Source organism: Halosimplex litoreum, assembly GCF_016065055.1.
In the GTDB taxonomy this organism is placed as follows: Archaea; Halobacteriota; Halobacteria; order Halobacteriales; family Haloarculaceae; genus Halosimplex; species Halosimplex litoreum.
The window spans coordinates 631,340-654,364 of record NZ_CP065856.1 but is presented as its reverse complement, the minus strand read 5'-3'; the positions used below and the strand labels follow the sequence as shown (position 1 = coordinate 654,364).

The following is a 23,025-nucleotide window of genomic DNA, read 5'->3' as shown; positions in this document are numbered from 1 at the left end:
GGAGACCGGCGGAGGCACCGCTGATGGTCGGGATGGACGACGTGGCCGACGCGGTCGTCGAACACCGACGGCTGGTTATTGTGGCCCTGCTCGTGGTGATCGGCGCGGTCGGCGCCGGTGCGGCGCAGGTCGAGGACTCGGCGTCGCTGTCGCAGTTCGAGACGAGTTCCGACGAGGCCGAGAAGCTCGAGTACGTCGACTCGAACTTCGGGTCGGGCGCGAACACGACGACCGTTCAGGTGATCGTCCGCGAGGACAACGTCCTGACCAGGGAGTCCCTGCTCGAACAGTTGCGCTTCGAGCGGGCGCTCGTGGAGGACGACTCGATAAACCGGACGCTCTCGGCGTCGCAGGCGCCCGCCGGGGTCGCCAACGTCGTCGCGACCGCTGCGATCCGGGAGGAACAGGCGGCGACCCTCACCGAGCGCGGTCGGGCGTTGCAGGCCGACCGCCAGCGGCTCAACGCGACGGGCGATCGGCTGAGCGACGCCCTGAACCGGACGCGAGGACTGCAACAGGACTACGTCGCGCTCAACCGCACCTACGAGCGCGGCGAGGTCGACGACGCGACCTACGAGCAGCGGTCGGCCGCTATCGAGCGCAACCTGACCGCCGTCCGGACCGACGCCACGGCGGGACTGTCGGCCAACCAGACCGAGACGTTCGCGAACCTGACCGCACAGGCGCGGACGCTCCAGTCACAGCTGGCCTCGCTCAACGCCTCCTACGGACAGGGGGAGATCGACGAGTCGACCTACCGTCAGCGGTCCGGCGAGATCCAGGCGCAGTTCGGCGAGGTGTACGCCGGGATCGAGGGCGTCCTCGCGCCGGACGCACGCGCGCTGGGCGAGCGAGCCACGGCGCTACAGGCCGACCGGACCGCGCTCCGAACCGCCGTCGAGAACGGCTCGACGCCGCCGCTTTCCGAGCAGATCGAGCGGATCGAGTCGATGAACGCCTCGGCGGTCGAGGCGAGCGTCGAAGGGGTGCTGAGCGAGGGCAGCGGCGCGGGTGCGTTCGCGCTGATGCCGACGAGCTACGAGCCGGGTTCGACGAGCGCCAACGCGACGATGGTCGTCGTCACGCAGACGACCGAATCGGCGGTCGCCCAGGGGTCGGCGAGCGCACGCATCCAGGACTCCCAGACGGAGATCCAGTCGATCGCCCACGACCGGCTGAGCGGCGACGCGATGGTCTTCGGCGCGGGCATCATCGCCGACGAGACCAACCGGTCGATGCAGGACAGCCTCACCGTCGTCGGGCCGTTCGCGGTCCTGTTCGTCCTCGTGGTGCTGACCATCGCCTATCGGGACCTGCTAGACATCCTGCTCGGCGTCTTCGGGTTGGCGCTCACGCTCCTCCTGACCTTCGGCTACATGGGCTGGATGGGCGTGGCGTTCAACCAGCTGTTCGTCGCCATCCCCGTCCTGCTCATCGGGCTCTCGATCGACTACGCGATACACGTGTTCATGCGCCACCGTGAGGCGCGCGAGTCGCACGGTGAGGGCGGAGACAGCGAGGGTCCCGCGGCGGTCGCCGGCTCGATGCGGACTGCGCTGGCCGGGGTCGGGACGGCGCTGGTGCTGGTGACCGCGACCACGGTCATCGGCTTCCTCTCGAACCTCACCAGCCCCGTCGGTCCGATCCGCGAGTTCGGGGTCGTCAGCGCTATCGGTATCGTCGGCGCGCTGGTCGTCTTCGGCGCGCTGATCCCGGCGATCAAGGTCGAGGCCGACGCGTTCCTCGAAAGCCGGGGCTTCGACCGCCGCAAGCGGGCGTTCGGTACCGGCGGCGGCGCGTTCGGGCGCCTGCTCGAAGTGGGCGCGACCGCCGCCGACCGGGCGCCGTGGGCGGTCATCGTCCTCACGCTGCTGATCAGCGCCGGCGGGGCCTACGGCGCGACCAGCGTCGACACCTCCTTCGCGCAGACGGACTTCATCGCCGAGGAACCGCCCGACTGGATGGACAACCTGCCCGAGGAGATGCAGCCCGGCGAGTACTCGATGCGGGCGACCTTCGAGTACGTCAACGACAACTTCCTCCGGGAGGACGCCACGGCGGAGTTCCTCTTCGAGGGCGACGTGGCGACCGGGGACGCGCTCGAACGGGTGAACAGGACCGGCGAACTCGCCGCCGAGAAGGACGTGACGGTCACGCTCTCGAACGGCGAGGCGGACGTTCGGAGTCCGCTCACCGTCATGCGGTCGGTCGCGGCGACCAACGAGACGTTCAACGCGACGCTCGCAGCGAGCGACACCGACGGCGACGGCCTGCCCGACCGCGACGTGACGGGCGTCTTCGACGCGCTCTACGAGACGGCGCCCGACCAGGCCCGCCAGTATATCCAGCGCGAAGACGGCGACTACGAGGCCCTGCTGCTCACCGCGTCGCTGCGGGGCGGCGCCTCGGGGTCGGCGGTCACCACCCAGATGGACGACGTCGAGTCGGCCGTCTCCGGCGGCGACGTGACCGTCGTCGCCACGGGCCGGCCGATCGTCAACGAGATCGTCCAGTCGGACCTGCTCACCACGGTCGTCGAGAGCCTGATCATCACGCTCGTGGTCTCGTTCGTCTTCCTGATGGTGGTCTATCGGGTAGCGGAGGGGTCGGCGACGCTCGGTCTCGTCACCTTGCTTCCCGTCGTCTTCAACGTCTCGTGGATCCTCGGGACGATGTACCTGCTCGATATCCCGTTCAACGTGTTGACGGGGATGATCACGAGCCTGACCATCGGGCTCGGGGTGGCCTACAGCATCCACCTCAGCGAGCGGTTCAGCCTCGAACTGGACCGACAGGGGTCGGGCAGCGAGGCGATGCACACCGCGGTGACGGGGACCGGCGGTGCGCTGCTCGGGTCGGCGGCGACGACCGTCGGCGGCTTCGGCGTCCTCGTCTTTGCCATCCTGCCGCCGCTCCAGCAGTTCGGCTTCATCACCGGACTCACGATCGTCTACGCGTTCCTCGCGAGCGTGTTCGTCCTCCCGAGCCTGCTGGCGGTGTGGAGCCGCCACCTCGGGCCCGCCGGCGCCTTCGAGGCCGGGGACACCGACGAAGGCCCCGACGGCGACGCGTCGGCCGCCGACCCGATCCCCGGCGGCGCCAACGGCCAGTCTCCGACGGCGACGGACGGACCGACCGACACCGGCGACGGTGTCGCTGCAGGCGTCGATTCGGCCCGACCGTCGGGTGCGGCGACGACCGCCGCGACGCCGACGGCCAGCGCCCGGACCAACGGCGACGCGGTACCGTACGCCACTCGGTCCGTCGAGCCGACCCGCGTCTATCCCGGCGGGACGGCGCGCGTGACGGTCACGCTCCAGTCGGCCACGGGCCGGGTCGTCCTCCGCGAGGCGCCGTCGGTCGGGTCGGTCACGATCGATCGCGTCTCGCCCGACCCCATCGAGCGGGTCGCCGCCGACGGGCGGGTGTACGCCGTCTGGGAACTCGACGACGAGGGGAGCCAGCCCGCGGAACTCGAGTACACGCTCGCGGTTCCGGAAGGACTGGTCGACGGCGAGACCGTGGCGTTCGACGGCGAGTTGCTCCTGCCCGACCACGTCGTCCCCGTCGCCGGTCCGGACGCCGCACCGGTCACGACGGACGTGGCGGGGGCTATCCTCGCCGACGGCCCCGTCGACGCCCGCGACGTCGCGGACGCGGGCCGCCACCTCGCGGTCGGCCGGCTCTCGCCCGAGGCGTTCGAGCGCGTCACGCACGCGTGGCTCGACGAACACGCCAGCGACGGGCCGACGGACGGCTCGGCCGCGAACGGCGCGGACGCGAGCGACTCGCGGGGCGACTCCCGCGCGGACGAGCGGCGGACGGAGGGGGACGATGACTGACGACGGCGAGGCCGAGGCGGTCGAGGCCCTCCAGCGCCTCGGGCTCTCGAAGTACGAGGCGGGGGTGTTCGTCGCCCTCGAACGGCTGGGGACCGGCACCGCCCGCGACGTCGACCGGATGACCGACGTGCCCCGCTCGCAGGTGTACGGCGCCGCCGAGAACCTCGAAGAGCGCGGCCTCGTCGAGGTCCAGCAGTCGAACCCGATCCAGTACCGCGCGGTCCCGCTGGAGGAGGCCCGCGAGACGCTCGCCGAGCGCTTCGAACGCGAGCAGGACCGCGCCTTCGAGTACCTCGAACGCGCCCGGGAGGGTGCCGACCACAAAGACGAACACCAGGAGGGCGTCTGGACGGTTCACGGCCGGAACAACGTCTCCTCGCGGGTCCGTCAGATCGTCGCCGACGCCGAGGAGAGCGTCCTCTACGCCGGGGGGCCGGACCTGCTCGACGAGGAAGTCGCGGCGGCCCTGCGCGAGCGGGCCGAGTCGGTCGACGTGTGGGTCTGTAGCGCGGCCGCCGACGACCCCGCACTCACCGACGCGTTCGCCGATTCGGCGGTGGCGCTCGCGCCGTTCCCCGACGATCCGACGGACGACGCCGCCGGACGGCTGCTCGCCGTCGACGGACACACGATCCTGCTCAGCGTTCTCGGCGGCGAGGAACTGCCCGGTGTCCGCAAGGAGACCGCCATCTGGAGCTCGGACACCGGTATCGCGACGGTGCTGCTGGAGCTGTTGCGCAGTCACGTCGTCGACGACATCGACGCCGAACTGTAGCGCCGGTCACCCCCGCGACCGGCTCCGTTTCGACCCGTGCGGTTCGCTTCTCGCGACTCGTCACTGCATCCCGGTGAGTTTCGCGACGTAGACGAGGCTGAGCATGTGGTCGTCCACGTCGAGGTCGTTGCCCTCGTTCGAGCCGGTCTCGTCGATCCCGAGCAGGTAGTCGTTGAGCTGGCCGGCCACGTCCTCGGTGATCCAGTCGATCGACTCGTAGTACTGCAGGGCGTCGGCGGCGCCCTTGTACCCGGCGTGCATCAGCAGGAACTCCAGCCACTCGAAGACGACGAACTCCGCGGCGTAGGTGTCGGGGACGGAGCGCAGATACGGCTTCTCCAGGTCGTCGGAACCGCCGACCAGTGGCAGAAGTTCCCGGTAGAGCCCCGCACGGAACGAGTCACCGGCGGACATGCTCGCCTCGCCCACGTCGTCGAGGGGGCCCCACTCCGCCTCGCTCGGGTCGTCCGGCCGCGGGTCCTCGGACCGGCCGTCGCTCGACCGCGGGTCGTCGAGGTCGTCGCGTTTGCGCGCCATCTCGCGCAACTCGTTCAGGTCGTAGTCCCGGGGGTTGATCGTCATAGATACCGTGTTATTCCGCCCCGTCGTGATAAATCTTGCACACGGTCAGACGCCCGTCTGACGGCGTCTCGGTGAGGTTCCGGTCGCTCACACGCCGTCACGGGCGGTCGAACCGCGAACCGTCGTCGGTCGCCGACCCGCGTACGGTCGGCTCCCGTCCGCCGATTTCAACGTTTGATAGCCCGGCGCGTACCTTTTTGAGGTGGTAGCGTCGACTCGGGAACAACGTGGCGAGACGTACCGGACCGGCGCGCATCTGCGTGACCAACGCGAAGGGCGGGACCGGCAAGACGACGGTCGCGATCAACGTCGCGGGGGCGCTCTCCGAGCGCGGTCGCGACGTGCTGTTCGTCGACCTGGACCCGCAGGGTAACGCGACCGAGGGCCTGGGGCTGCTCGAGGAGTACGACGCGGCACCGCCGACGCTGTTCGACGTGCTGACCGACGGCGACCAGCGCGACCGGATGGCCGACCTGGTGATCGAGCACCCCGAGATGGACGTGGTCCCGAGCAACATCGACATGCTCCAGGCCGAGCGCGAGCTGACCATCGCCGATCTCGTGGCCCGCGCGACCGAGGGCGAGGTCGACGTCGATCCCGCGGCGCTGTCGGCGCTGGCGGTCAACGTCGCCCCCGACACCGTCGCCGGTGGGCACGCCCTGGACACGCTCGACGACGCGCTCGGGGCCGTCGAAGACGACTACGACTACGTCGTCGTCGACTCCCCGCCGTTCTACGGCAAGCTCACCGACACCGGCATCTACGCGACCCGGAACATCCTCGTCCCGGCGCTGACCGAGGCGACCTCCGAACGGGCCATCGAGCTACTCATCGACCAGATGAGCGCGCTGGAGGCCCAGACGGGAATCACCGTCGAGACGCTCGGTGTCGTGGCGAACCGCGTCGAGACCACCGGCGAGGACGAGACGATGCTGGAGTGGTTCGAGGCGGTGTTCGCCGACGACCCGGTCTGGGAGGTCCGCAAGCGAGTGGCGCTCCAGCGAGCGTTCTCGGCTGGACAGTCCATCTTCGCCTACGACCCGTCGGTCGACATGGCCGACGTGTTCCTCTCGATCGCGGCGGATCTCGACCGGCAGTTCGACTACGCGGAGGTACCAGCATGACAGACGACGAACGCATGGACCGGGCGCGGCGCATCCGCGAGATGCGCGAGGGATCCCGGCCGGACGACGAGGTACAGGACGACGACCGGGTCGACGCGGACGACGACTCCCCCGATTCGGTCGATGAGCCGACCGTCGACGAGTCTGCCGGCTCGGTCGAGACGACGGAGACGGCCGGGACGGACGACGACGGCGGCCCCGCAGCCGACGACGGATCCGCCGAAGCCGTGGCGGCGGGCGACTCGGACGACCAGTCCGCCGAGCCGACCGAGACGGCCGAGAGCGTCGACGACGCCGTCTCCGAGGCGGCAGCGGAGGCAGTGGCGGACCTGGACGTCGACGAGGACGCGGTCGGCGGTGGCGGTGGTGCCGACACCGACGACGGCGACGGCACTATCCACATCCCCGGTGCCGACGTGGGGGACGTGGACGTCGACGTCGAAGAGATGGCTCGCCAGGCGGGACTGAGTTCCACCGAGTCGACCGCTGGCGACGGCGAACCGGCGGACGGCGCCGGGAGTTCCGAGATGGGTATCGGTGCGGCCGGCAGGGCTGCGGAGCAGGAGACCGGCGAGGAGACTCGCGTGCTGGAGTTCACCCTCGGTGACGAGCAGTACTGCCTCGACATCGAGTACGTCGAGGAGATCGTCAAGCGCGAGACCGTCACGCGCGTGCCGAACACGCCCGATTGCGTCGAGGGTGTCGTCGATCTGCGCGGGCAGATCACGACCATCCTCGACCCGAAGGTCCTGCTCGATATCTCCGAGGCGGGAAGCAAGGACCTCATCGTCGTCTTCGACCCCGACGCGTTCGACGACCAGGGCGCCGTCGGCTGGGTCGTCGACGACGTGAACCAGGTGACGCCCATCACCGAGGAGGAAGTCAACGACTCGCCCGTCGACCAGGACCACATCAACGGCGTCGTCGACCGCGACGGCGAGTTCGTCATCTGGACGACGCCCGAACTCGACCTGGACGAAGTGGCCGGGTAGTCAGCGGTCGTCGTCCATCGCCAGTTCTTCTACGTCTTCATCCGGCCACCCGACTTCCTCACGGACGAGGTCGGCCGCGTTCTCGACGGCGCCGACGCTGGAGAGGTAGCCGGCGCCGACGGTGGTCTTCAGCGCCTTCGCCGACCGACCGCGCAACACTTTCGGGCCGACCTGCGCGACGGCGCCGTCGCCGACGCTGACGAGCCAGCCCAGCGAGTCGAAGCGGTAGCCGTCGAGCCGCGGTTCGAAGCCGCCCTCGCCCGAGCGCTCGTGGTCGACGAGCCGGACGATGTTGTCGGCGGCGACGCCGGCCTCGCGGATGGCCGCCTGGGCGCTGGCGGGGACGGCCTGGCCGTCGGTGTCGACGATCCGCCCGGCGTCGCCGACGACGAAGGTGCCGTCCTCGTAGCGCAGGTTTCCGCGGACGACCGGGCGCTCGCCGCGGAGGGCGTCCGGGCCGCGGATGCCGCCCGTCCAGACGAACTGGTCGTAGTCCTGGGTCGACTCGTCGGCGAACGCGATGGTCTCGTCGTCCGCGTTCGCGACGGCGCGGCCGGTCTCGACGCGGACGTCGCGGGCGTCGAGTTCCTCGCGGACGGCGCGCTGGAAGTTCTCGGGGAAGTTCGGCGCGACGCTGTCCTCCTGTTCGAGCAGGACGACCTCGACGGCGTCGCGCGCCCCCTCCTCGCGGGCGAGCGCGGCGAGTTCGCCCGCGACCTGGACGCCCGACAGCCCCGCACCGCCGACGACGACGCGGGCCGGGTCGTCGACGGTCCCCGCGTCGACGGCGTCGAGGAACTCCGCACGGACGGCCTCGGCGTCGGTCAGGCGCTTGAGCGGCGTGGCGCGCTCGGCGACGCCGTCGAGGTCGTAGTAGTTCGTCTCGGCGCCGAGGCAGACGGCGCCGGCGTCGTAGGACAGTGCCTCGGTAGTGCCGTCCTCCTCGAGCGTGGCGACGCCGGCCGCGGTGTCGAGGTCGATGACCGTCGCCTCGCGGACGGTCGCCCGGTCGAGCACGTCGTCCAGATCGACGACGATCTCCTCGGCCAGTCCGGGGTGGCGGACGACGCGGTGGAGTTCGTGCTGGACGAGGTGGCTGGCGTCCTCGTCGACGACGACGAGGTCCACGCTCTCGGGGAGCGACGATTCGAGCTCGCGGGCGAGTGTCAGGCCGGCGTATCCGGCGCCGAAGACGGCGACGCGCATGGCGGAACTGCGAGCCGAACCGAAAAAAGCCCACTGACGGACGGGCGTTCGGTCCGTCTCCGCCGACCGAGCACGGTCGTCCGGTTTGAAATACCGAGCGGGCGAACGTCCGACCATGTACGAGACGATCCTGGTGCCCACCGACGGGAGCGCACACGCCGAACGAGCGGCCCGCCACGCCGTCTCGCTGGCCGAAGCGTTCGGCGCGTCCGTGACGGTCCTCGGCGTCGCCGACATCGCAGCCGCCGCCGGGCCGTTCGACGCCGGCGGCGTCTCCCGGGAGTTCCGCGAGCGCGTCCGGAGCGAGTCCGAATCGGTGGTCGAAGAGACGGTTGCGCTGGCCGACGACCGCGTGCCGGTGAAGACGGCCGTCGTCGACGGCGACCCCGCGAAGGCGATCGTCGAGTACGCGGACGAGGGGGAGTTCGACGCGGTCGCGATGGGCACCCACGGGCGGCGCGGGCTCTCGCGGCTCGTCTTCGGGAGCGTCGCGCGCTACGTCGTCAGGCACACGACGCGGCCGGTCCTGACCGCCCGCGAGACCGACGCCGGTCTCGTCACCGACTACGACGACGTGCTGGTACCGACCGACGGCAGCGACGCCGCCGAGGCCGCGGTCGCCCACGGGATCGCCGTCGCCGACGCGTTCGACGCGACCGTCCACGCGGTCACCGTCGTCGACCTGGGTGGGATGACGACCGGGTCCGGCGTCGAGCCGCCGACCCAGCGACTCGAACGGCAGACGGAGGCGGGTGAGGAGACCGTCGAAGCCGTCGCCGAGCGCGCTCGTGACGAGGGCCTCGACGCGACGGCCACCGTGGTGCACGGATTCCCCTCCGCGGACCTGCTCGACTACGTCGACGAGGAAGGGGTCGACATCGTGGCGATGGGCACCCACGGCCGGACCGGGCTCGACCGGGTCCTCCTCGGGAGCACGACCGAGCGGGTCCTCACCAGGTCGCCGGTCCCAGTGCTGGCCGTCCACCCCGACGACGCCGGGTGAGGTCGCGGGCGCCCCGCCCGCGCGCTGCCGCCAACCGACCACTTACCCGTCCGGAGCCCACAGACCGGGTAGATGCCGGACGAGGAGTTCCCGTGGTCGGAGCCCGAGGGAGACGGCGACCGGTCCGTCGTCGACTGCGAGGCCTGCCAGTCGGTGATCGACGACGAGAGCGACCGGACCGTCTCGTTCCTGTTGCTCGATCACCTCACGATCCCGGTCCGGAGCTGCGAACGGCACCTCGAGCGGTTCTCGACGATCTGCGGGCTGACCACCGAGGGCGCCGCACGCGTGCTCGACCACTACCCGGCCGGCGGGGTCGCCTGCCCCGCCTGTCGGAACGCCCGCTACGACACGAGCCGCCCCATGGTCTCCGTCGACGGCGGGATGGTCGTCATCACCGCCTGTCCCGACCATCAGTCACAGATCCTCCAGCGGTTCGACAGCGGCCTCGAGACCCACCAGCAGCTGACGGCAAGTCTCGGGGGCCACGATACGCTCTGAGCGCGCCGCGCTCCCGCCCCCGCCCGGTACACGCGATCGCCGACATGTCGTTGAAACCCTCGGCGGTCCAACCCTGCGTATGTACGAGTCCATCCTCGTGCCTACCGACGGGAGTCCGACGGCCGCCCTCGCCGCCGACCACGCGCTCGCGCTGGCCGCGGCGTTCGACGCGTCAGTGACGGCCCTCGGCGTCGTCGACGCGGAGGAAGCGGCGGGACCGTTCGACGCCGGCGGCGTCGACGAGGGATCGCTCGCCAGTCTGGAGACCGAGACCGAGCGAGCGGTCGAGTCGGTCGCCGACCGCGCCAGCGGCGTCGCCGTCGACACCCTCGTCGTCGAGGGTGACCCCGGCGAGGCGATCCTCGACCGAGCCGGCGACCACGACCTGGTCGTGCTCGGCACCCCCGGACGGTCGGTCGTCGACCGCGTGCTCACGGGCAGCACGAGCGCACGGGTCGTCCGCGGGTCGCCGGTTCCGGTCGTCACGGTCAGGGGCGAAGACGACCGGGCCGACCGCGAGGCGCCCACCGCCTACGACGACGTGCTGGTACCCACCGACGGGAGCGACGCGGCCGAGGTCGCGATCGAGCACGGGCTCGCCGTCGCCGGTGCCTTCGACGCGACGGTCCACGCCGTTTACATCGTCGACGTGAGCGCGCTCGCCCCTGGGGCGAACGCCACTCTCGGGGGCGCCGGCGGGGCGGCGGGCGCCGATACCGGTGGGCTGCTCGAACCCATGGTCGAGAGCGGCGAACAAGCGACCGAACGCGTCGCCGAGCGCGCCCGCGCCGAGGGGCTCGACGCGGTCACCGAGGTCGGGGAGGGGTCGCCCGGGTCGATGCTGGTCGAGTACGTCGACGAGGCGGGCATCGACTTCGTGGCGATGGGTACCCACGGCCACACCGGCCTCGACCGGGTGCTGCTGGGGAGTACCACCGAACGGCTGATGCGTAACGTCTCCGTGCCCATGCTGTCCGTACGGCCCGAGGGCGAGGAGGCGGAGTGAGCCCGGCCCCGCCGTTCAGAACAGCGCTTCGTCTTCGCCCAGGATCTCGGCGGGACCGCCGACCTCCCAGACGCGGGTGTCGACGCCGCAGTCGGAGACGGTCTCCTCGACGCGGTCGACGTGCTCGGCGGTGGTGTTGACGTAGGTGCTGGCGCCGGTGTCGACCGAGAAGTAGACGGGCACGCCCTCCTCGCGCAACTCGCGGACGGCGTTGAAGATCTCGATGGTGCGCGGTTGCCAGTACACCCAGCCGGAGGGGCCGGTCATCGTCGTCGCCGCGAGCGACAGCGAGTCGTGCTCGGCCCGTTCGAAGGCGGCGTCGAAGTCGCCGTCGCGGAGTTCGCCGCGCATCTTCGCGATCTGGCCGTGGATGTGGGCCATCCGCCCCTCGAACATGTGGCTCTCTGCGGCCTCGGCGTGGGCGGAGTCGGTCTCCTTGTAGCTCGGGACCATCCCGGCGACGATCCGGACGTCGTCCTCCAGTTCGTCGGCGACGTCGATGCGCTCGGAGCGGCAGTCCTCGTCGTCGGTACCCGTCCGCAGGTGCGAGTAGGCGCCCGTGACCGCGCGGGCGGCCGAGGCCGAGCCACGGCGAGCGATCGCCGAGACTTCCGGTCGCGAGAGGTCCAGCCCCGCGGCTTCCGAGAGGGCCATCGCCGCCGCGGCGAACCCGGAGGCCGAGGAGCCGAAGCCGATGTTCGTCGGGAACGAGTTCTCCGAGCGAAAGCGGACGCGGTGGTCGATGCCGGCGCGGTCGCGGACCTCGTCGACGACGGTGCGGATGCGGTCGGCGCCTTTCCCCTCGACGGGCTCACCGTCGACGACGTACTCGTCGTCCTCGAGGTCGGGGTCGAACTCGACGGTCGTCTTCGTGTGGCTCGGGGCGGTACAGAGGCTGATGGAGTCGTGGTACGGGTGTCGCAGCTGTTCGTCGCGCATCCCGTGGTACTTGACCAGCCCCTGGATCGGGTGGGCCTTCGCGGTCGCCTTCATACCCGGGGATCCGCGGGTCCGTACTTTGCAGTTGCGTCTCGCTGGCGGGTCGCGTCGGCGGCCGCCGCGTCTCCGCCGGCTGCCCGTCACTCCTCGCGCCACTTGATCGAGCAGCCCCGGCTGGGCAGGAACTCGTCGTCGATGTCCTCGCCGGCGAGCACGCGGTCGATGATCCGCTTCATCTCTCGTTCGGTCGGGTCGTCGTCGGGGTTCGTCGCGTCGTCGAGGCGTCCGTGGTACGCCAGGCGGAACGCGCCGTCTTCGCGGGCGAACAGGAACGGGTCCGGCGTACAGGTGGCGCCGTATTTCGCGGCGACGTCCTGGCTCTCGTCGCGCAGGTAGGCGTCGTACTGCACCGCCCCGCGCTCGACGTACTCGACCATCGTCTCGAAGGAGTCCTCCGGATACGCCTCGGCGTCGTTGGGGTTGATACCGACGACGGCGGCGTCGTCGTACTCCGCGGCCAGCGCGTTCAACTCGTCGAACTTCGCCTGGGCGTACGGGCAGTGGTTACACGTGAACACGACGAGCAAGGCGTCGTTGTCCGCGAAGTCGTCCAGCGTGTGGGTCTCGCCGTCGACGCCGGGCAGTTCGAAGGCCGGTGCGGCGTCGCCGCGGTCTAACGCGTCCGCCTCGGAGTCGAGTGCGACCATGACGGTCGACGGTAGGGGCCCCCGGAGAAAGTCGCTTTGGGTGAGAGCAACCGACGGCACTCAGTTCGCGCCACGAGTTGCGTGGTCGCTCGCGGTCGACTGTCCCGTCGCGATCGTCGGTCGACGCCGACCCCGAGCGGTCTCGGCCCCGAAGCACGCGATAGCCGACGCTCGCCGGCGGAATAAATCGAAGGAAGGTGTGGCCGGACGTTAGCCGAACAGCTCGCCGAGGCCCTCGCCGCTGGCCTCGTCGTCCTCGTCGTCGTCGTCGTCGCCGCCCTCGTCGGCGTCGGCTTCCTCGGCCTCGTCGTCGTCGCCGCCCTCGTCGGCGGACTCGTCGGCTGCGGCGCCGCCTGCGGCCCCACCGGTCGCGGCGGGGACTGCGGCGGCCTGCTCGACGGCGTCGTCGATGTCGACGTCTTCGAGCGCCGCGACGAGCGCCTTGACGCGGGACTCCTCCACGTCGACGCCCGCGGCCTCGAGCACGTCGGTCAGGTTGGCTTCGTTGATCTCTGCGTCCGTCTCGTTCAGGATGAGTGCTGCGTAAACGTATTCCATTGTTAAAACATGGCTCCCATGGCGTCGCCGACGTCCTCGTCGTCATCGTCGTCCTCGTCCGCGGCCTCGTCGGCCTCGGCTTCGGCGTCGTCGTCGGACTCGTCGGCGCCGTCGTCGGTGTCGGTCTGGTCGTCTGTCGATTCGGCTGCGGCGGGCTCGTCGACGTCCTGGAGCTCCTCGGGGAGGGCTTCGGGGTCGTCGACCTGCGCCGCCAGCGCTCGCACCTGTCCGTCGGCCTTCGAGACGAGGTCGTCCATGACCCCGGGACTCTCGATGGCGCCCTGCAGGGCGAGGCTCTTGGCGTCGCCACGTGCTTTCTGCAGCAGCGTCGCGGCGGTCCGGTCCGTCGGGAACACGGCGTTGACAGAGAGGTTGCGACCCCGTGCGGCCGCCGCCTCGATGTCCGCCTGGTACTCCTCGACGTCCAGTTCGAGTTCCTCGGGCTCGAACAGCACGCCGTCCGCGTAGACGGCGCGCAGGTCCAGCCCGACTTCCTTGGGTTCGATGCCCAGTTCGTTCAGGACGTTGGCGAGGTCGTTCGAGACCTCTTCACCCGTCTCGAGAACCGTCGAGTCCGAGAGGACCTGGATCGACCCTTCCTGGATGCGGGCGTCGGCGCCGACCTGCTGGAGGTCGCCGACGAACGGCCCGGGGTCGATACCCGTGTCGCCCTCCGGGATGACGATGTCGTTGGGGGCGACCTCGCCGGCGTTGATCGGCGCCGGCGTCTTCGAGGCCTCCAGTTGCTGGTAGAGGCCGAAGGGGTTGTCGTTGGTGCCGATGAGGCCGACCTGGCCCGACACGTAGTCGGTCAGGTCTTCGAGACCGGCGTCGACCTCCGCGAGCGCACGCTCGATGAGCGTGTTGCGCGAGACGCGCAGTTCGGCCGTCCCGTACAGGTCCCGGCGCATGTCCTGGAGCTGTCGGGAGGGAATGCCGGTGATGTCGACGATGCCGACGCTGTCGTACGATTCGATCATCTCGACGACGTCGGCGACCTCTTCCTGCTTCCACTGCGGGATGGTCTCGGTCTTGCGTTCGGCGCTCATATCAGGCGACCTCCACTGCCGGACCCATCGTCGTCTTCACGTAGATGGTGTCGATGTTGAGCGGACCCTTCTCGAGGTCTGCGTGCAGGCGGCGGAGGATCACGTCGATGTTGTCGCCGATGTCCTCGGCGGACATGTCCTCGGCACCGACGCGGGTGTGGAAGGTGCGTCGGTCGCCGCTCCGGATGGTGACGGAGTTTTTCAGTCGCTCGACCATCTCCACCACGTCGTCGTCCGGCGCGATGGGGTCGGGCATCTTCCCTCGGGGACCGAGCACGGTCCCGAGGTAGCGACCGATGTCCTGCATGAGCGACTCTTCGGCGAGGAAGAAGTCGGTCTCGTCGGCCAGGTCCTTGGCCTCGTTGTCGTTGTCTCCCAGGTCGGCGAGATCGTCGCTACTGAGGACTTCCTCCGCAACGTCCTCGGCGCGCAGGGCGGTCTCGCCCTCCGCGAACACGACGATCTGGGTCTCCTGTCCGGTCCCGGACGGGAGGACCACGTCCTGGTCGACGCGGTTCGACGGATCGTCTAGATCGATGTCGCGCAAGTTGATCGCGAGGTCGACCGTCTCCCGGAAGTTCCGGGCCGGACTGTCCTCGAGTGCGCGAGAAACTGCGTTCTCTATTTCCTGATCTGCCATTGTTCACCTCCGTAGTACGCCAGCGGCTCCTACGGGTCAGTGAAACAGGCGAAGCCTGTCTCGTTTCGGCGAACGCCGATGCGACACTTAAAGCCGTCGAACGCGCTCTAGAGCGTCACTCGTTGCCACTCGTCGGCACCGGGGCCGAGGCCGTCGACTTTGACCTCGGTCGACGCGCCTTCGCGGCGCAGTCGGACGTGGCCGGCGAAGGCTCGCTCCAGGCCCGCCGTGATGTTGCGTCCGTCACCGAACTGACCCGTGTCTGCCTCCGGGTCGATGGCGCAGACGAACAGCCCGTCGTTGCGTCGCGTGCGCGAGGTGATGTTCTGCACGAAGCGGTACACGTCGCGCATGTCGTCGCAAGCGGCACAGAGCGGCGACACCGAGAACAGACCCGTCCGAAGGCGCTCTGTCCCGTCGTAGCGGCGCTCGTCACAGAGCGCGGAGAACTGCATGTTGACGGCGGTCAGATCGCCCGGGTCGGCGACGGCGGCGTCGTCGCCAGTCCCGATCCCCGAGTCGCCCGAGCAGTCGACGACGCCGACGTCGGTCCCGCGGCCGAGTCCGGCGGCGCTCCGGTGGGCGCGTTCGAACGAGCGGCTCCCGTCGTCGGCGCTGATGCCGACCACGCCCTCCTCGTCGTCGGTCGCGGCGACGAGGCTGTGGAACAGATCCGCCAGTCCGTCGCCGCGCGGACCGGAGACGAGGATGCTCGTGCCGCCGTCGACGGCGTCGATCGGGACGTCACCGAAGTCGTACTGCTGTGTGGCTCTCAGGCTCATTGGCTCTCCTCACGCGCCGCGAGTATCTCCCGCCGAAGTTCCAGTTGTTCGACCGCCTCGTCGGCGAACCGCCGCAGGTCGGCAAGCTGCTCGTCGGTGTACTCCCGGGGTTCGTAGTCGACGAGACAGAGCGACCCGAGCGTGTGCCCGGTCGAGTCGACCATGTTCGCGCCGGCGTAGCTGCGGATGCCCAGCGAGAGCAACGTGTCGTTGTTCTTGAAGCGGTGGTCCTCGGTGATGTCCTCGACGACCATCGTCTCCTCCTCGAGGACCGTGTGCGTGCAGATGGTGTCTTGGCGGTCGATCGTGTCGAAGTCCCCGCCGTGACAGCCGAGGAAGTTCTCCTCGTTCTCCTCGACGAGGCCGACGAACGCGACGGGCACGTCGAAGTGGTTGGCGACCAGCGTCGAGATACGGTCGGCCCACTCGCCCACGTCCATCGCGTCGAGGTCGTAGCGGTCCAGCGCCTCCAGTCGCTCCCGCTCGTTGTCCGGGAGCAGGTAGCCGACCTGACCGCTGTACTGGATCAGGTCCTGGACCGTCGCGCCGAGGCGGTCGCCCGCGTCGGGCATCCCTTTGCGCATGTACTCCACGATGAGCCCTTCGAATCGACTCGTGTCGATCTCCGTGGGCGGCGTCTCCGTGAAGACGATACACGGGGTGTCCGGTGCCGTCTCGCGGACGTGGTCGACCAGTTCGAGCCCCGACCCGTCCGGGAACTCGTACTCGGTGACGAGACAGTCCACGTCGGTCTCCGTTAGCTGTGCCTTCGCATCGTCGACCGTCCCGCTCGCGACCGTCGGGATGCCGATTCCGTCGAGCGCTGTGGCCGGCCCGGCCGATTCGCCCGGGTCCGCACAGAGAACGCGCATTCCTGACATTGAGTATCTCCCCTCCGAGAGGGATACGTCGACTCGCTTCGCCGTGGTATTCGCGGTGATACCTTACTCGTTAGGCCAAATATCGTCTGTGATACCTGGGGCGCGACGTGGGTGGACGGCGGCCGGTTCGACCCGGCTCGCTCCGACTCCGTCACCGTCGACCTGCGAATCACGTGACCTCGAACTAGTGACCGAAACGGGTCGAAGTGGCAACCTGGTAGTCGGTTCCCGAAAACATACCTATAAATAGGATTAAATGATGGAGCTTGGTACCGTGTTTCATGTCCCGTGATACCACGGACAGAACCGAGGTTCGAGTGGGCCAGGGTGTATCGCGTCGCCAGGTCATGAAGCAGCTCGGTGCGGTCGCGGCGGTCGGGGGACTCGGCGGGCTCGCCGGGTGTACCCAGGGAGACGATTCCACGGACACGTCGGGTGGTGGCGGTAGTACCGGGACCGCTGGCGGTGGTGACGGTGAGGGGGCCGGCGGCGCCCCCGAGTATCAACTCGTACAGCTGAACCCGCCGCCGACGACGCTCGATTTCTCGTCGGAGCCCGGGTCGCGCCAGATCACGATGGTCACCCACGACGCGAGCACCTCCTTTTTCGACCCGACGATCGGTGGTCTGCACGACGCGGCCAGCCAGATCGGGTGGGAGGCGACGTTCACCGGTCCGTCGAGCGGGTTCAGCGTGCAAGAGCAGGTCAACATCCTCAACTCCGTCGTCGACTCCGGGCCGGACGTCATCGCGACGACGATCGCCGACCCGGCGGCCTACGACGACGTGATCAACCGGGCGCTGGAGAACGAGATCCCGGTGGTGACCTACAACACGCTCGCGCTCGACCGCGAACAGATGCGAAACAAGTACGGCCGAGCGCTGGCCTACACCGGTCAGGACCAGGTCGCCGCGGGCTACGTCTGCGGGCTATCGATGCTCGACAAGCTCCCCGACGACGCGTCGACGGTGACGCCCGGCCTCTCGGACCCCGGCCACAGCGCGCTGTCGGCCCGGGCGCAGGGGATGGAGATGGCCGTCCAGCAGAACTCCGACATCGAGGTGACCGACCGGCTCAACTACACCGGCGACTCCAACGAGGGGGTCTCCCGGATCGAGAACCACCTCACCGCGAATCCGGACCTGGACGGCATCATGGGCGCCGACGCGTTCACCTGGTTCATCGGCAACGCCATCGCGAACCAGGGGATGGCCGACTCGGTCGTCGGCGGCGGCTTCGACCTGACCGGCGAGACGCTCGACCACATCAACAACGGGAACCTCAAGTACACGATCGGCCAGGACCCCTACAGCCAGGGGTACTTCCCGACGATGCAGATGTTCGCCTACATGGACCGGGGGATGCCCCCGAAGGACTACCCGACCGGCGCCGAGGTCATCGACGAGTCGAACATCGAGTTCGCCCAGACCCGCTCTGGCGGTTGGGGCCAGCTCCGCGAGTACCACGGCGCCTGACCGCCGGCTGCCGGCCGAACACGGCATTTTCAGCAATGTCCCAACGGGAACCGATACTCTACACGGACGGACTCACGAAACGGTTCGGGAACATCCACGCCGTCGAGGACGTGGACTTCGAGGTTCGGGAGGGCGAGGTGATGGCGCTGGTCGGCGACAACGGCGCCGGCAAGTCGACGCTCATCAAGATGCTCTGTGGCGTCCACGAGCCGACCAGCGGACAGATCTTCGTCGGGGGCGAGCAGGTGTCGTTCGACGACTACAACGACGCCCGTGCCCAGGGGATCGAGACCGTCTACCAGGAACTGGCGCTGGCGCCCAACCAGACCGTCGCCGCGAACGTCTTCCTCGGCCACGAGCCGACCAGGATGGGAGCACTCGGTCGCCTGCTCCACCTCGTCGACGAGGAGGAGATGGTCGCGGAAGCGAAGACGAACCTCGACCGCGTGAAGATCCCCGTCGACCCCGAGGCGAAGGTCGCGAACACCTCGGGCGGCCAGCAGCAGGCGGTCGCGATCGCCCGCGCGCTCCAGTCGAACCCCGACATCCTGATCATGGACGAGCCGACGAGCGCGCTGTCGATCGAGGGCGCGCGCAACGTCCTCCGGGTGATCGACGACCTGCGCGACCAGGGGCTGACGATAATCCTCATCAGCCACAACATCCGCCACGTCCTCGGCGTCGCCGACCGGGTGTCGGTGCTGGCCCAGGGCCGGCTGATGGGCGTCCGCGAGGCCGACGACGTCTCCCGCAACGAGGTCATCGCGCTGATGATGGGCGCCGAAGACGAGTCCGAGTTCGAGGAGTTCGACCTCTCGCGGACCGCCGACTCGGAGGGGACCACCGCATGAGCGACGCGGACGAATCGCCGTCCGGCGGGTGTGACCGCGAATCCGCCGGTTCGACGTTCGCCACCGACGGTGGGACCGCCGAGAGCGGCGACGCCCGGGCGGTGAGCCGGTCCGGTGACTCGCTGCTGGAACGGCTGTTCTCCAGGCGGGAGGTCGGCGTGTTCTTCGGGTTTCTGGTCCTGTTCGGACTGATCGCGGTCACGCGACCGGACGTCTTCTTCAACTGGGGCTCGATGTCCGGTATCACCTCCCGGCTGTTCCGGTCGGTCGCGCCCTACATCATCATCGGCATCGGCATGACCTACCTCATCATCGGCGGGGAGTTCGACCTCTCCGTCGGGTCGATGTACGCCGTCGGCGGCATCACCTTCGCGATGCTGCTGAACGACTTCAACCTCACCGTCCTCGCCGCGTTGGCCGCGGTGCTGGTGGTCGGCGGCGTGGTCGGGCTGACCAACGGCGTCATCGTCACGAAGGCCGGCGTCCCGTCGCTGATCACGACCATCGGGATGATGAGCGTCCTCCGCGGCATCGCCTACTACTTCACGCCCGCGGGGTCCAGGCAGACGCCGGATCTGGCGCTGATCGACGTCTTCGGCGGGAGCATCACCGTCGCCGGCCTGGAGATCCAGAACCAGATCTTCTGGGCGATCGGCCTGACGGTCGTCTTCGGGTTCCTGCTCCAGAAGACCCGATTCGGCTACCACGTCTACGCCACCGGCGACGACCAGGCGGCCGCCGACATGGCCGGCATCGATACCGACCGCGTCAAGATCGTCAACTTCGTGCTGACGGCGGTGCTGGCGTCGTTCGCCGGCGTCGTCGCCATCTCCTATTTCGGGTCGATGTTCGGGTCGGCCGGCATCGGCTTCGAACTGCTCGTCATCGCCGCGGTCGTCATCGGCGGGACCAACCTCTTCGGCGGCGAGGGCACCCTGCTCGGGATGTTCCTCGGCTCGCTGGTCATCGGCGTCATCCCCGTCCTGCTCGTGCTCAACGGGATGCCCGTCGAACTCCAGGAGTTCCTCACCGGCGTCGTCATCATCGTCGCCGTGCTGCTGGACATCCTCATCCGCCGCTGACTGCCTCTCTCTCCGTTCCTCTCCCCGACCGTGACCGCCCTTTTTGCGCCCGGCCGTGCTACGTGGTGACATGAAGCGCGACCCAGACAGCATCCTCAACGCCGAGCTGAGCCACGCCGTCGCCAGCGTGGGCCACACCGACCACCTGCTGGTCGTCGACGCGGGGTTCCCGATCCCGGCGGACGCCTGGCGGATCGACCTCGCGCTGACCCGCGGCATCCCCGAAGTGTCGACCGTCCTCGAAGCGATCCACGAGGAACTGATCCCCGAACGGGTGGTCTACGCCGAGGACGTGCCGGAGATGAACCCCGACTTCGATTCGTTCCTGCGGGAGCTGTACGACGGGTCCGGTGCCGCCCTCGACACGGTCGCCCACGAGGAGGTCCTCGAGTACGGGAAGCGGGCCAAAGCGATCGTCCGGACGGGGGAGTTCCTGCCCTGGGGGAACGTCGTGATCCAGTGCGGCACCGACCCGAAACCATGGTTCGACGGCGAGCACGTCACGATGCCCGAGGCGTATCGCGAGCGCTACGAGGAGATGTACGGCCAGTCGCCGTGAGGTCGGCGGCGACCCGTCGCTCCGCTCGGTCCCGCGTTCCCTCGTCACCACGACTCGGCGACGAGATCGTCGACGGCGCCGCGCTCGGGGAGCCCGGGGATCACTTCCGAGGCGGTCACCGCGAGCGCGCCGCCCGCACAGCCGAACCGCACGGCCGCCCGGTCGTCCAGCCCTTCCGCGAGCGCGACGGCCAGCGCCCCGTTGAACGCGTCGCCGGCGCCGGTGGTGTCGACGACGTCGACCGAAGGCGTGTCCACGCGTTCGACGCCGTCGTCGGAGACGAGCAGCGCGCCCGCCCCGCCCCGCGTCAGGACGACCGTCCCGACGCCGAGGTCGAGCAACTCGCGCGCGACCGCCTCGCCAGTGACTTCGTCACCGCTTTCGCTCGCGTCCCCCCCGCGACCGTCGACGCCCGCCAGCGTCCGGGCCTCGTGTTCGTTCGGCGTGAGATAGTCGACCCGTTCCAGCACGTCGGCCGGGAGTTCCCTGGCGGGCGCGGGGTTGCAGACGACCGTCGTCCCGGCCTCGGCGGCCGTCTCGACCGCCGCTCGAACGGGGTCGTCGCCGATCTCCAGCTGGACGAGCAGGCAGTCTGCGGTCTCGATAGCCGACGCCTCCGCTCGCACGTCGGCCGCCGAGAGACGGTCGTTGGCCCCGGGGGCGACGGTGATCTCGTTCTCGCCGTCCTCGTCGATGATCACGAAGCCGACGCCGGTGTGAGTCGAGTCGTCCTTGCCCACGGCGTGGGCGTCGACGCCCTCCGCCTCCCAGAGCGCGACCGCGTCGTCGCCGTAGCGGTCCGCCCCGACGCGGCCGACGAACCGGGACTCCGCGTCGAGCCTGGCGGCGGCGATGGCCTGATTCGACCCCTTGCCGCCGGGGCCCTCGGCGAACTCGTGGCCGACGACCGTCTCGCCGGGCCCCGGGAACGCCGGCACCTGCATCGTCAGGCCGACGTTGTAGCTGCCGACGACGGCGACGACCGGGTCAGTACTCGCCATCGCCGACGGCCCCGGTGACGATCTCGACGCCGCTGGAGGCGCCCAGCAGGTCCGCGCCGGCGTCGAGCAACTCGTTCGCGTCCGCGAGGGTCTTGATCCCGCCGCTGGCTTTGACCTTCACGTCGTCGGGCGTGCGCTCGCGGAGGAACTCGATCCGCTCGACGGTCGCTCTCCCGCCTTCACCCCAGCCGCTGGAGTTTTTCACGTAGTCGAAGCCGGCGTCGACGGCCAACTCGACGATCCGTGTCGCCTCCTCGTCGTCGAGCGCGCCGAGTTCGAGCATCGCCTTGACCGTCGCGTCGCCGCTGGCCTCGACGAGCAGGTCCATCTCGCGGCCGACCTCGTCGAATCGCCCGGATTTGACGAACCCGATATTGGGCATCACGTCGACCTCTTCGGCGCCGGCGGCGACGGCGTCGCGGATGGCCGCGGCCTTGGATATCGGGCGGTCGCCGCCCATCGGGAAGCCGACGGCGCTACACACCGTCACGTCGGTGTCCGCGAGCCGGTCGCTCACCAGCGGTGCCCAGCACGCCTGTACCATCGCCCCGTCGAAGCCGTACTCGATGCACTCCCCGCACAGCTCCTCGACGCGTTCTTGATCGGCCGTGGGGCTCACCTCCGTGTGCTGGATGCGTCCCGCGACCTGCTCGGGTGTCTGTGTCATGAGTTAGCACTGCTCGAAACGTCGAGCGTGACGCGTATAACCCTGTGGCCGGCAGTGTGCGGTCGGCGGGCCCGCCGGTCGATGCCGGTTGACACACGCGAAGCTACGGGAGCGCGAACAGCGGAAAACTCGCCGAACCGGTCGACGGCCCGTCGAAGCCGACTACGCGGACGCTTCGTCGGCGAAGTGGTCGTCGTACTCGCCGTCGTCGATGCGCTGTTTGAACTCGCGGGGGTCGTTGCCCTCGATGGTCACGCCCAGCGAGGTACAGGTGCCGACGACTTCCTTCGCGGCGTTTTTCGTGTCGTAGGCGAGCAGGTCGGTCTGTTTCTGCTCGGCGATCTGGGTGACCTGGTCGACCGAGAGGTCGGCGACGAAGGTCTCCTGGGGTTCGCCGCTGCCCGTGTCGAAGCCGGCCTCGTCCTTGATGAGTTCGGCCGTCGGCGGGACGCCGACCTCGATCTCGAAGCTCCCGTCGTCGTCGTACTCGACGGTGACGGGGACCTCGGTGCCGTCGAACGCTTCGGTCTGGTCGTTGATATCCTGGACGACTGCCTGCACGTCCACGGGCGTCGGACCGAGTTCCGGCCCCAGCGGCGGGCCCGGATTGGCCTGCCCGCCCGGGACGAGCACTTCGATAGTTCCAGCCATACACGACGAAACCGGTGGGGCGGGTTTAAGAATTGCTTTTCGCGGACGACAGGTGGGGGAGGACACATGTTGGGTACGACAGTCAATACCACCGCTCCGCAACGTCGAATCGACCACCGGTCCGAGCGGCTCGACGGCCGTCGACGGCGCCG

General features: G+C 69.4%; 23 protein-coding genes. 11 read left to right on the top strand and 12 right to left on the bottom strand.

What is annotated here, in order from left to right:
- The first annotated feature begins 23 nt into the window (after positions 1 to 23).
- Together I7X12_RS03250 and I7X12_RS03245 are read left to right on the top strand one after the other, a co-directional pair.
- Entirely contained in the window at positions 24 to 3,842 is a 3,819-nt protein-coding gene (locus I7X12_RS03250; protein ID WP_198062448.1) for an MMPL family transporter, read from the top strand.
- A complete protein-coding gene (locus tag I7X12_RS03245) occupies positions 3,835 to 4,617 on the top strand; it encodes a TrmB family transcriptional regulator (RefSeq protein ID WP_198062447.1) in 783 nt (260 codons plus the stop codon). The genes I7X12_RS03250 and I7X12_RS03245 overlap by 8 nt, the downstream gene beginning before the upstream one ends.
- Before the next feature lie 60 nt (positions 4,618 to 4,677).
- Here the strand turns inward: I7X12_RS03245 and I7X12_RS03240 are convergent, their stop codons facing one another.
- Entirely contained in the window at positions 4,678 to 5,199 is a 522-nt protein-coding gene (locus I7X12_RS03240) for a FlaD/FlaE family flagellar protein (protein WP_198062446.1), read from the bottom strand.
- Positions 5,200 to 5,426: 227 nt separating this feature from the next.
- On the opposite strand from I7X12_RS03240, the gene I7X12_RS03235 reads away from it, so the two are divergent.
- Together I7X12_RS03235 and I7X12_RS03230 are read left to right on the top strand one after the other, a co-directional pair.
- The gene (locus I7X12_RS03235) at positions 5,427 to 6,323 is read left to right on the top strand and encodes a ParA family protein (RefSeq protein WP_198062445.1); all 897 of its coding nucleotides are present in this window, start codon (positions 5,427 to 5,429) and stop codon (positions 6,321 to 6,323) included.
- Entirely contained in the window at positions 6,320 to 7,315 is a 996-nt protein-coding gene (locus I7X12_RS03230; RefSeq protein WP_198062444.1) for a chemotaxis protein CheW, read from the top strand. Before I7X12_RS03235 ends, I7X12_RS03230 begins: the two co-directional genes overlap by 4 nt.
- Here I7X12_RS03230 and I7X12_RS03225 read toward each other — a convergent pair whose 3' ends face one another.
- Positions 7,316 to 8,521, bottom strand: a complete 1,206-nt coding sequence (locus I7X12_RS03225) for an NAD(P)/FAD-dependent oxidoreductase (protein WP_198062443.1) — start codon at positions 8,519 to 8,521, stop codon at positions 7,316 to 7,318. It lies immediately after the preceding gene.
- 115 nt (positions 8,522 to 8,636) lie between these two features.
- Between I7X12_RS03225 and I7X12_RS03220 the strand changes: the two genes are divergently transcribed.
- The 3 genes from I7X12_RS03220 (at position 8,637) to I7X12_RS03210 (ending at position 11,031) form a co-directional block, all read left to right on the top strand.
- Positions 8,637 to 9,524 (top strand): universal stress protein, encoded by an 888-nt coding sequence (locus tag I7X12_RS03220; protein WP_198062442.1) that lies wholly within the window; start codon positions 8,637 to 8,639, stop codon positions 9,522 to 9,524.
- Between the two features lie 72 nt (positions 9,525 to 9,596).
- Complete coding sequence (locus I7X12_RS03215; protein WP_198062441.1) at positions 9,597 to 10,025, top strand: hypothetical protein; 429 nt, start codon at positions 9,597 to 9,599, stop codon at positions 10,023 to 10,025.
- 79 nt (positions 10,026 to 10,104) lie between these two features.
- Positions 10,105 to 11,031, top strand: a complete 927-nt coding sequence (locus I7X12_RS03210; protein ID WP_198062440.1) for a universal stress protein — start codon at positions 10,105 to 10,107, stop codon at positions 11,029 to 11,031.
- 15 nt (positions 11,032 to 11,046) lie between these two features.
- Here I7X12_RS03210 and mvaD read toward each other — a convergent pair whose 3' ends face one another.
- The 7 genes from mvaD to I7X12_RS03175 all read right to left on the bottom strand — a co-directional run bounded on the left by mvaD (position 11,047) and on the right by I7X12_RS03175 (position 16,587).
- Positions 11,047 to 12,024 carry a phosphomevalonate decarboxylase MvaD gene (gene mvaD, locus I7X12_RS03205; protein WP_198062439.1) on the bottom strand — a complete coding sequence of 326 codons (978 nt, stop codon included), beginning with the start codon at positions 12,022 to 12,024 and terminating at the stop codon, positions 11,047 to 11,049.
- Between the two features lie 86 nt (positions 12,025 to 12,110).
- Positions 12,111 to 12,677, bottom strand: coding sequence for a thioredoxin family protein (locus tag I7X12_RS03200; protein WP_198062438.1), 567 nt, complete (start codon positions 12,675 to 12,677; stop codon positions 12,111 to 12,113).
- A 210-nt stretch (positions 12,678 to 12,887) separates the two neighbouring features.
- Positions 12,888 to 13,235, bottom strand: a complete 348-nt coding sequence (rpl12p, locus tag I7X12_RS03195; protein WP_198062437.1) for a 50S ribosomal protein P1 — start codon at positions 13,233 to 13,235, stop codon at positions 12,888 to 12,890.
- Positions 13,236 to 13,237: 2 nt separating this feature from the next.
- On the bottom strand, positions 13,238 to 14,284 hold the full coding sequence (locus I7X12_RS03190; protein WP_198062436.1) for a 50S ribosomal protein L10: 1,047 nt from the start codon (positions 14,282 to 14,284) through the stop codon (positions 13,238 to 13,240).
- Position 14,285: 1 nt separating this feature from the next.
- Complete coding sequence (locus tag I7X12_RS03185; protein ID WP_179917977.1) at positions 14,286 to 14,924, bottom strand: 50S ribosomal protein L1; 639 nt, start codon at positions 14,922 to 14,924, stop codon at positions 14,286 to 14,288.
- Between the two features lie 107 nt (positions 14,925 to 15,031).
- On the bottom strand, positions 15,032 to 15,706 hold the full coding sequence (locus tag I7X12_RS03180; RefSeq protein WP_198062435.1) for a DUF7504 family protein: 675 nt from the start codon (positions 15,704 to 15,706) through the stop codon (positions 15,032 to 15,034).
- Entirely contained in the window at positions 15,703 to 16,587 is an 885-nt protein-coding gene (locus tag I7X12_RS03175) for a GAF domain-containing protein (RefSeq protein WP_198062434.1), read from the bottom strand. The genes I7X12_RS03180 and I7X12_RS03175 overlap by 4 nt, the downstream gene beginning before the upstream one ends.
- Before the next feature lie 347 nt (positions 16,588 to 16,934).
- On the opposite strand from I7X12_RS03175, the gene I7X12_RS03170 reads away from it, so the two are divergent.
- The 4 genes from I7X12_RS03170 (at position 16,935) to rbsD (ending at position 20,554) form a co-directional block, all read left to right on the top strand.
- Complete coding sequence (locus tag I7X12_RS03170) at positions 16,935 to 18,062, top strand: sugar ABC transporter substrate-binding protein (RefSeq protein ID WP_198062433.1); 1,128 nt, start codon at positions 16,935 to 16,937, stop codon at positions 18,060 to 18,062.
- 35 nt (positions 18,063 to 18,097) lie between these two features.
- Positions 18,098 to 18,913 (top strand): ATP-binding cassette domain-containing protein, encoded by an 816-nt coding sequence (locus tag I7X12_RS03165; RefSeq protein ID WP_198062432.1) that lies wholly within the window; start codon positions 18,098 to 18,100, stop codon positions 18,911 to 18,913.
- Positions 18,910 to 19,995 (top strand): ABC transporter permease, encoded by a 1,086-nt coding sequence (locus I7X12_RS03160; RefSeq protein WP_198062431.1) that lies wholly within the window; start codon positions 18,910 to 18,912, stop codon positions 19,993 to 19,995. Before I7X12_RS03165 ends, I7X12_RS03160 begins: the two co-directional genes overlap by 4 nt.
- Before the next feature lie 70 nt (positions 19,996 to 20,065).
- Positions 20,066 to 20,554 (top strand): D-ribose pyranase, encoded by a 489-nt coding sequence (gene rbsD / locus I7X12_RS03155; protein ID WP_198062430.1) that lies wholly within the window; start codon positions 20,066 to 20,068, stop codon positions 20,552 to 20,554.
- A gap of 44 nt (positions 20,555 to 20,598) precedes the next feature.
- On the opposite strand, the gene I7X12_RS03150 is transcribed toward rbsD, so the two are convergent.
- The 3 genes from I7X12_RS03150 to I7X12_RS03140 form a co-directional block, all read right to left on the bottom strand.
- Complete coding sequence (locus I7X12_RS03150) at positions 20,599 to 21,555, bottom strand: ribokinase (RefSeq protein WP_198062429.1); 957 nt, start codon at positions 21,553 to 21,555, stop codon at positions 20,599 to 20,601.
- On the bottom strand, positions 21,542 to 22,222 hold the full coding sequence (gene deoC, locus I7X12_RS03145) for a deoxyribose-phosphate aldolase (protein ID WP_198062428.1): 681 nt from the start codon (positions 22,220 to 22,222) through the stop codon (positions 21,542 to 21,544). The genes I7X12_RS03150 and deoC overlap by 14 nt, the downstream gene beginning before the upstream one ends.
- Before the next feature lie 162 nt (positions 22,223 to 22,384).
- Entirely contained in the window at positions 22,385 to 22,873 is a 489-nt protein-coding gene (locus I7X12_RS03140) for a 50S ribosomal protein L11 (RefSeq protein ID WP_198062427.1), read from the bottom strand.
- Positions 22,874 to 23,025: the final 152 nt, after the last annotated feature.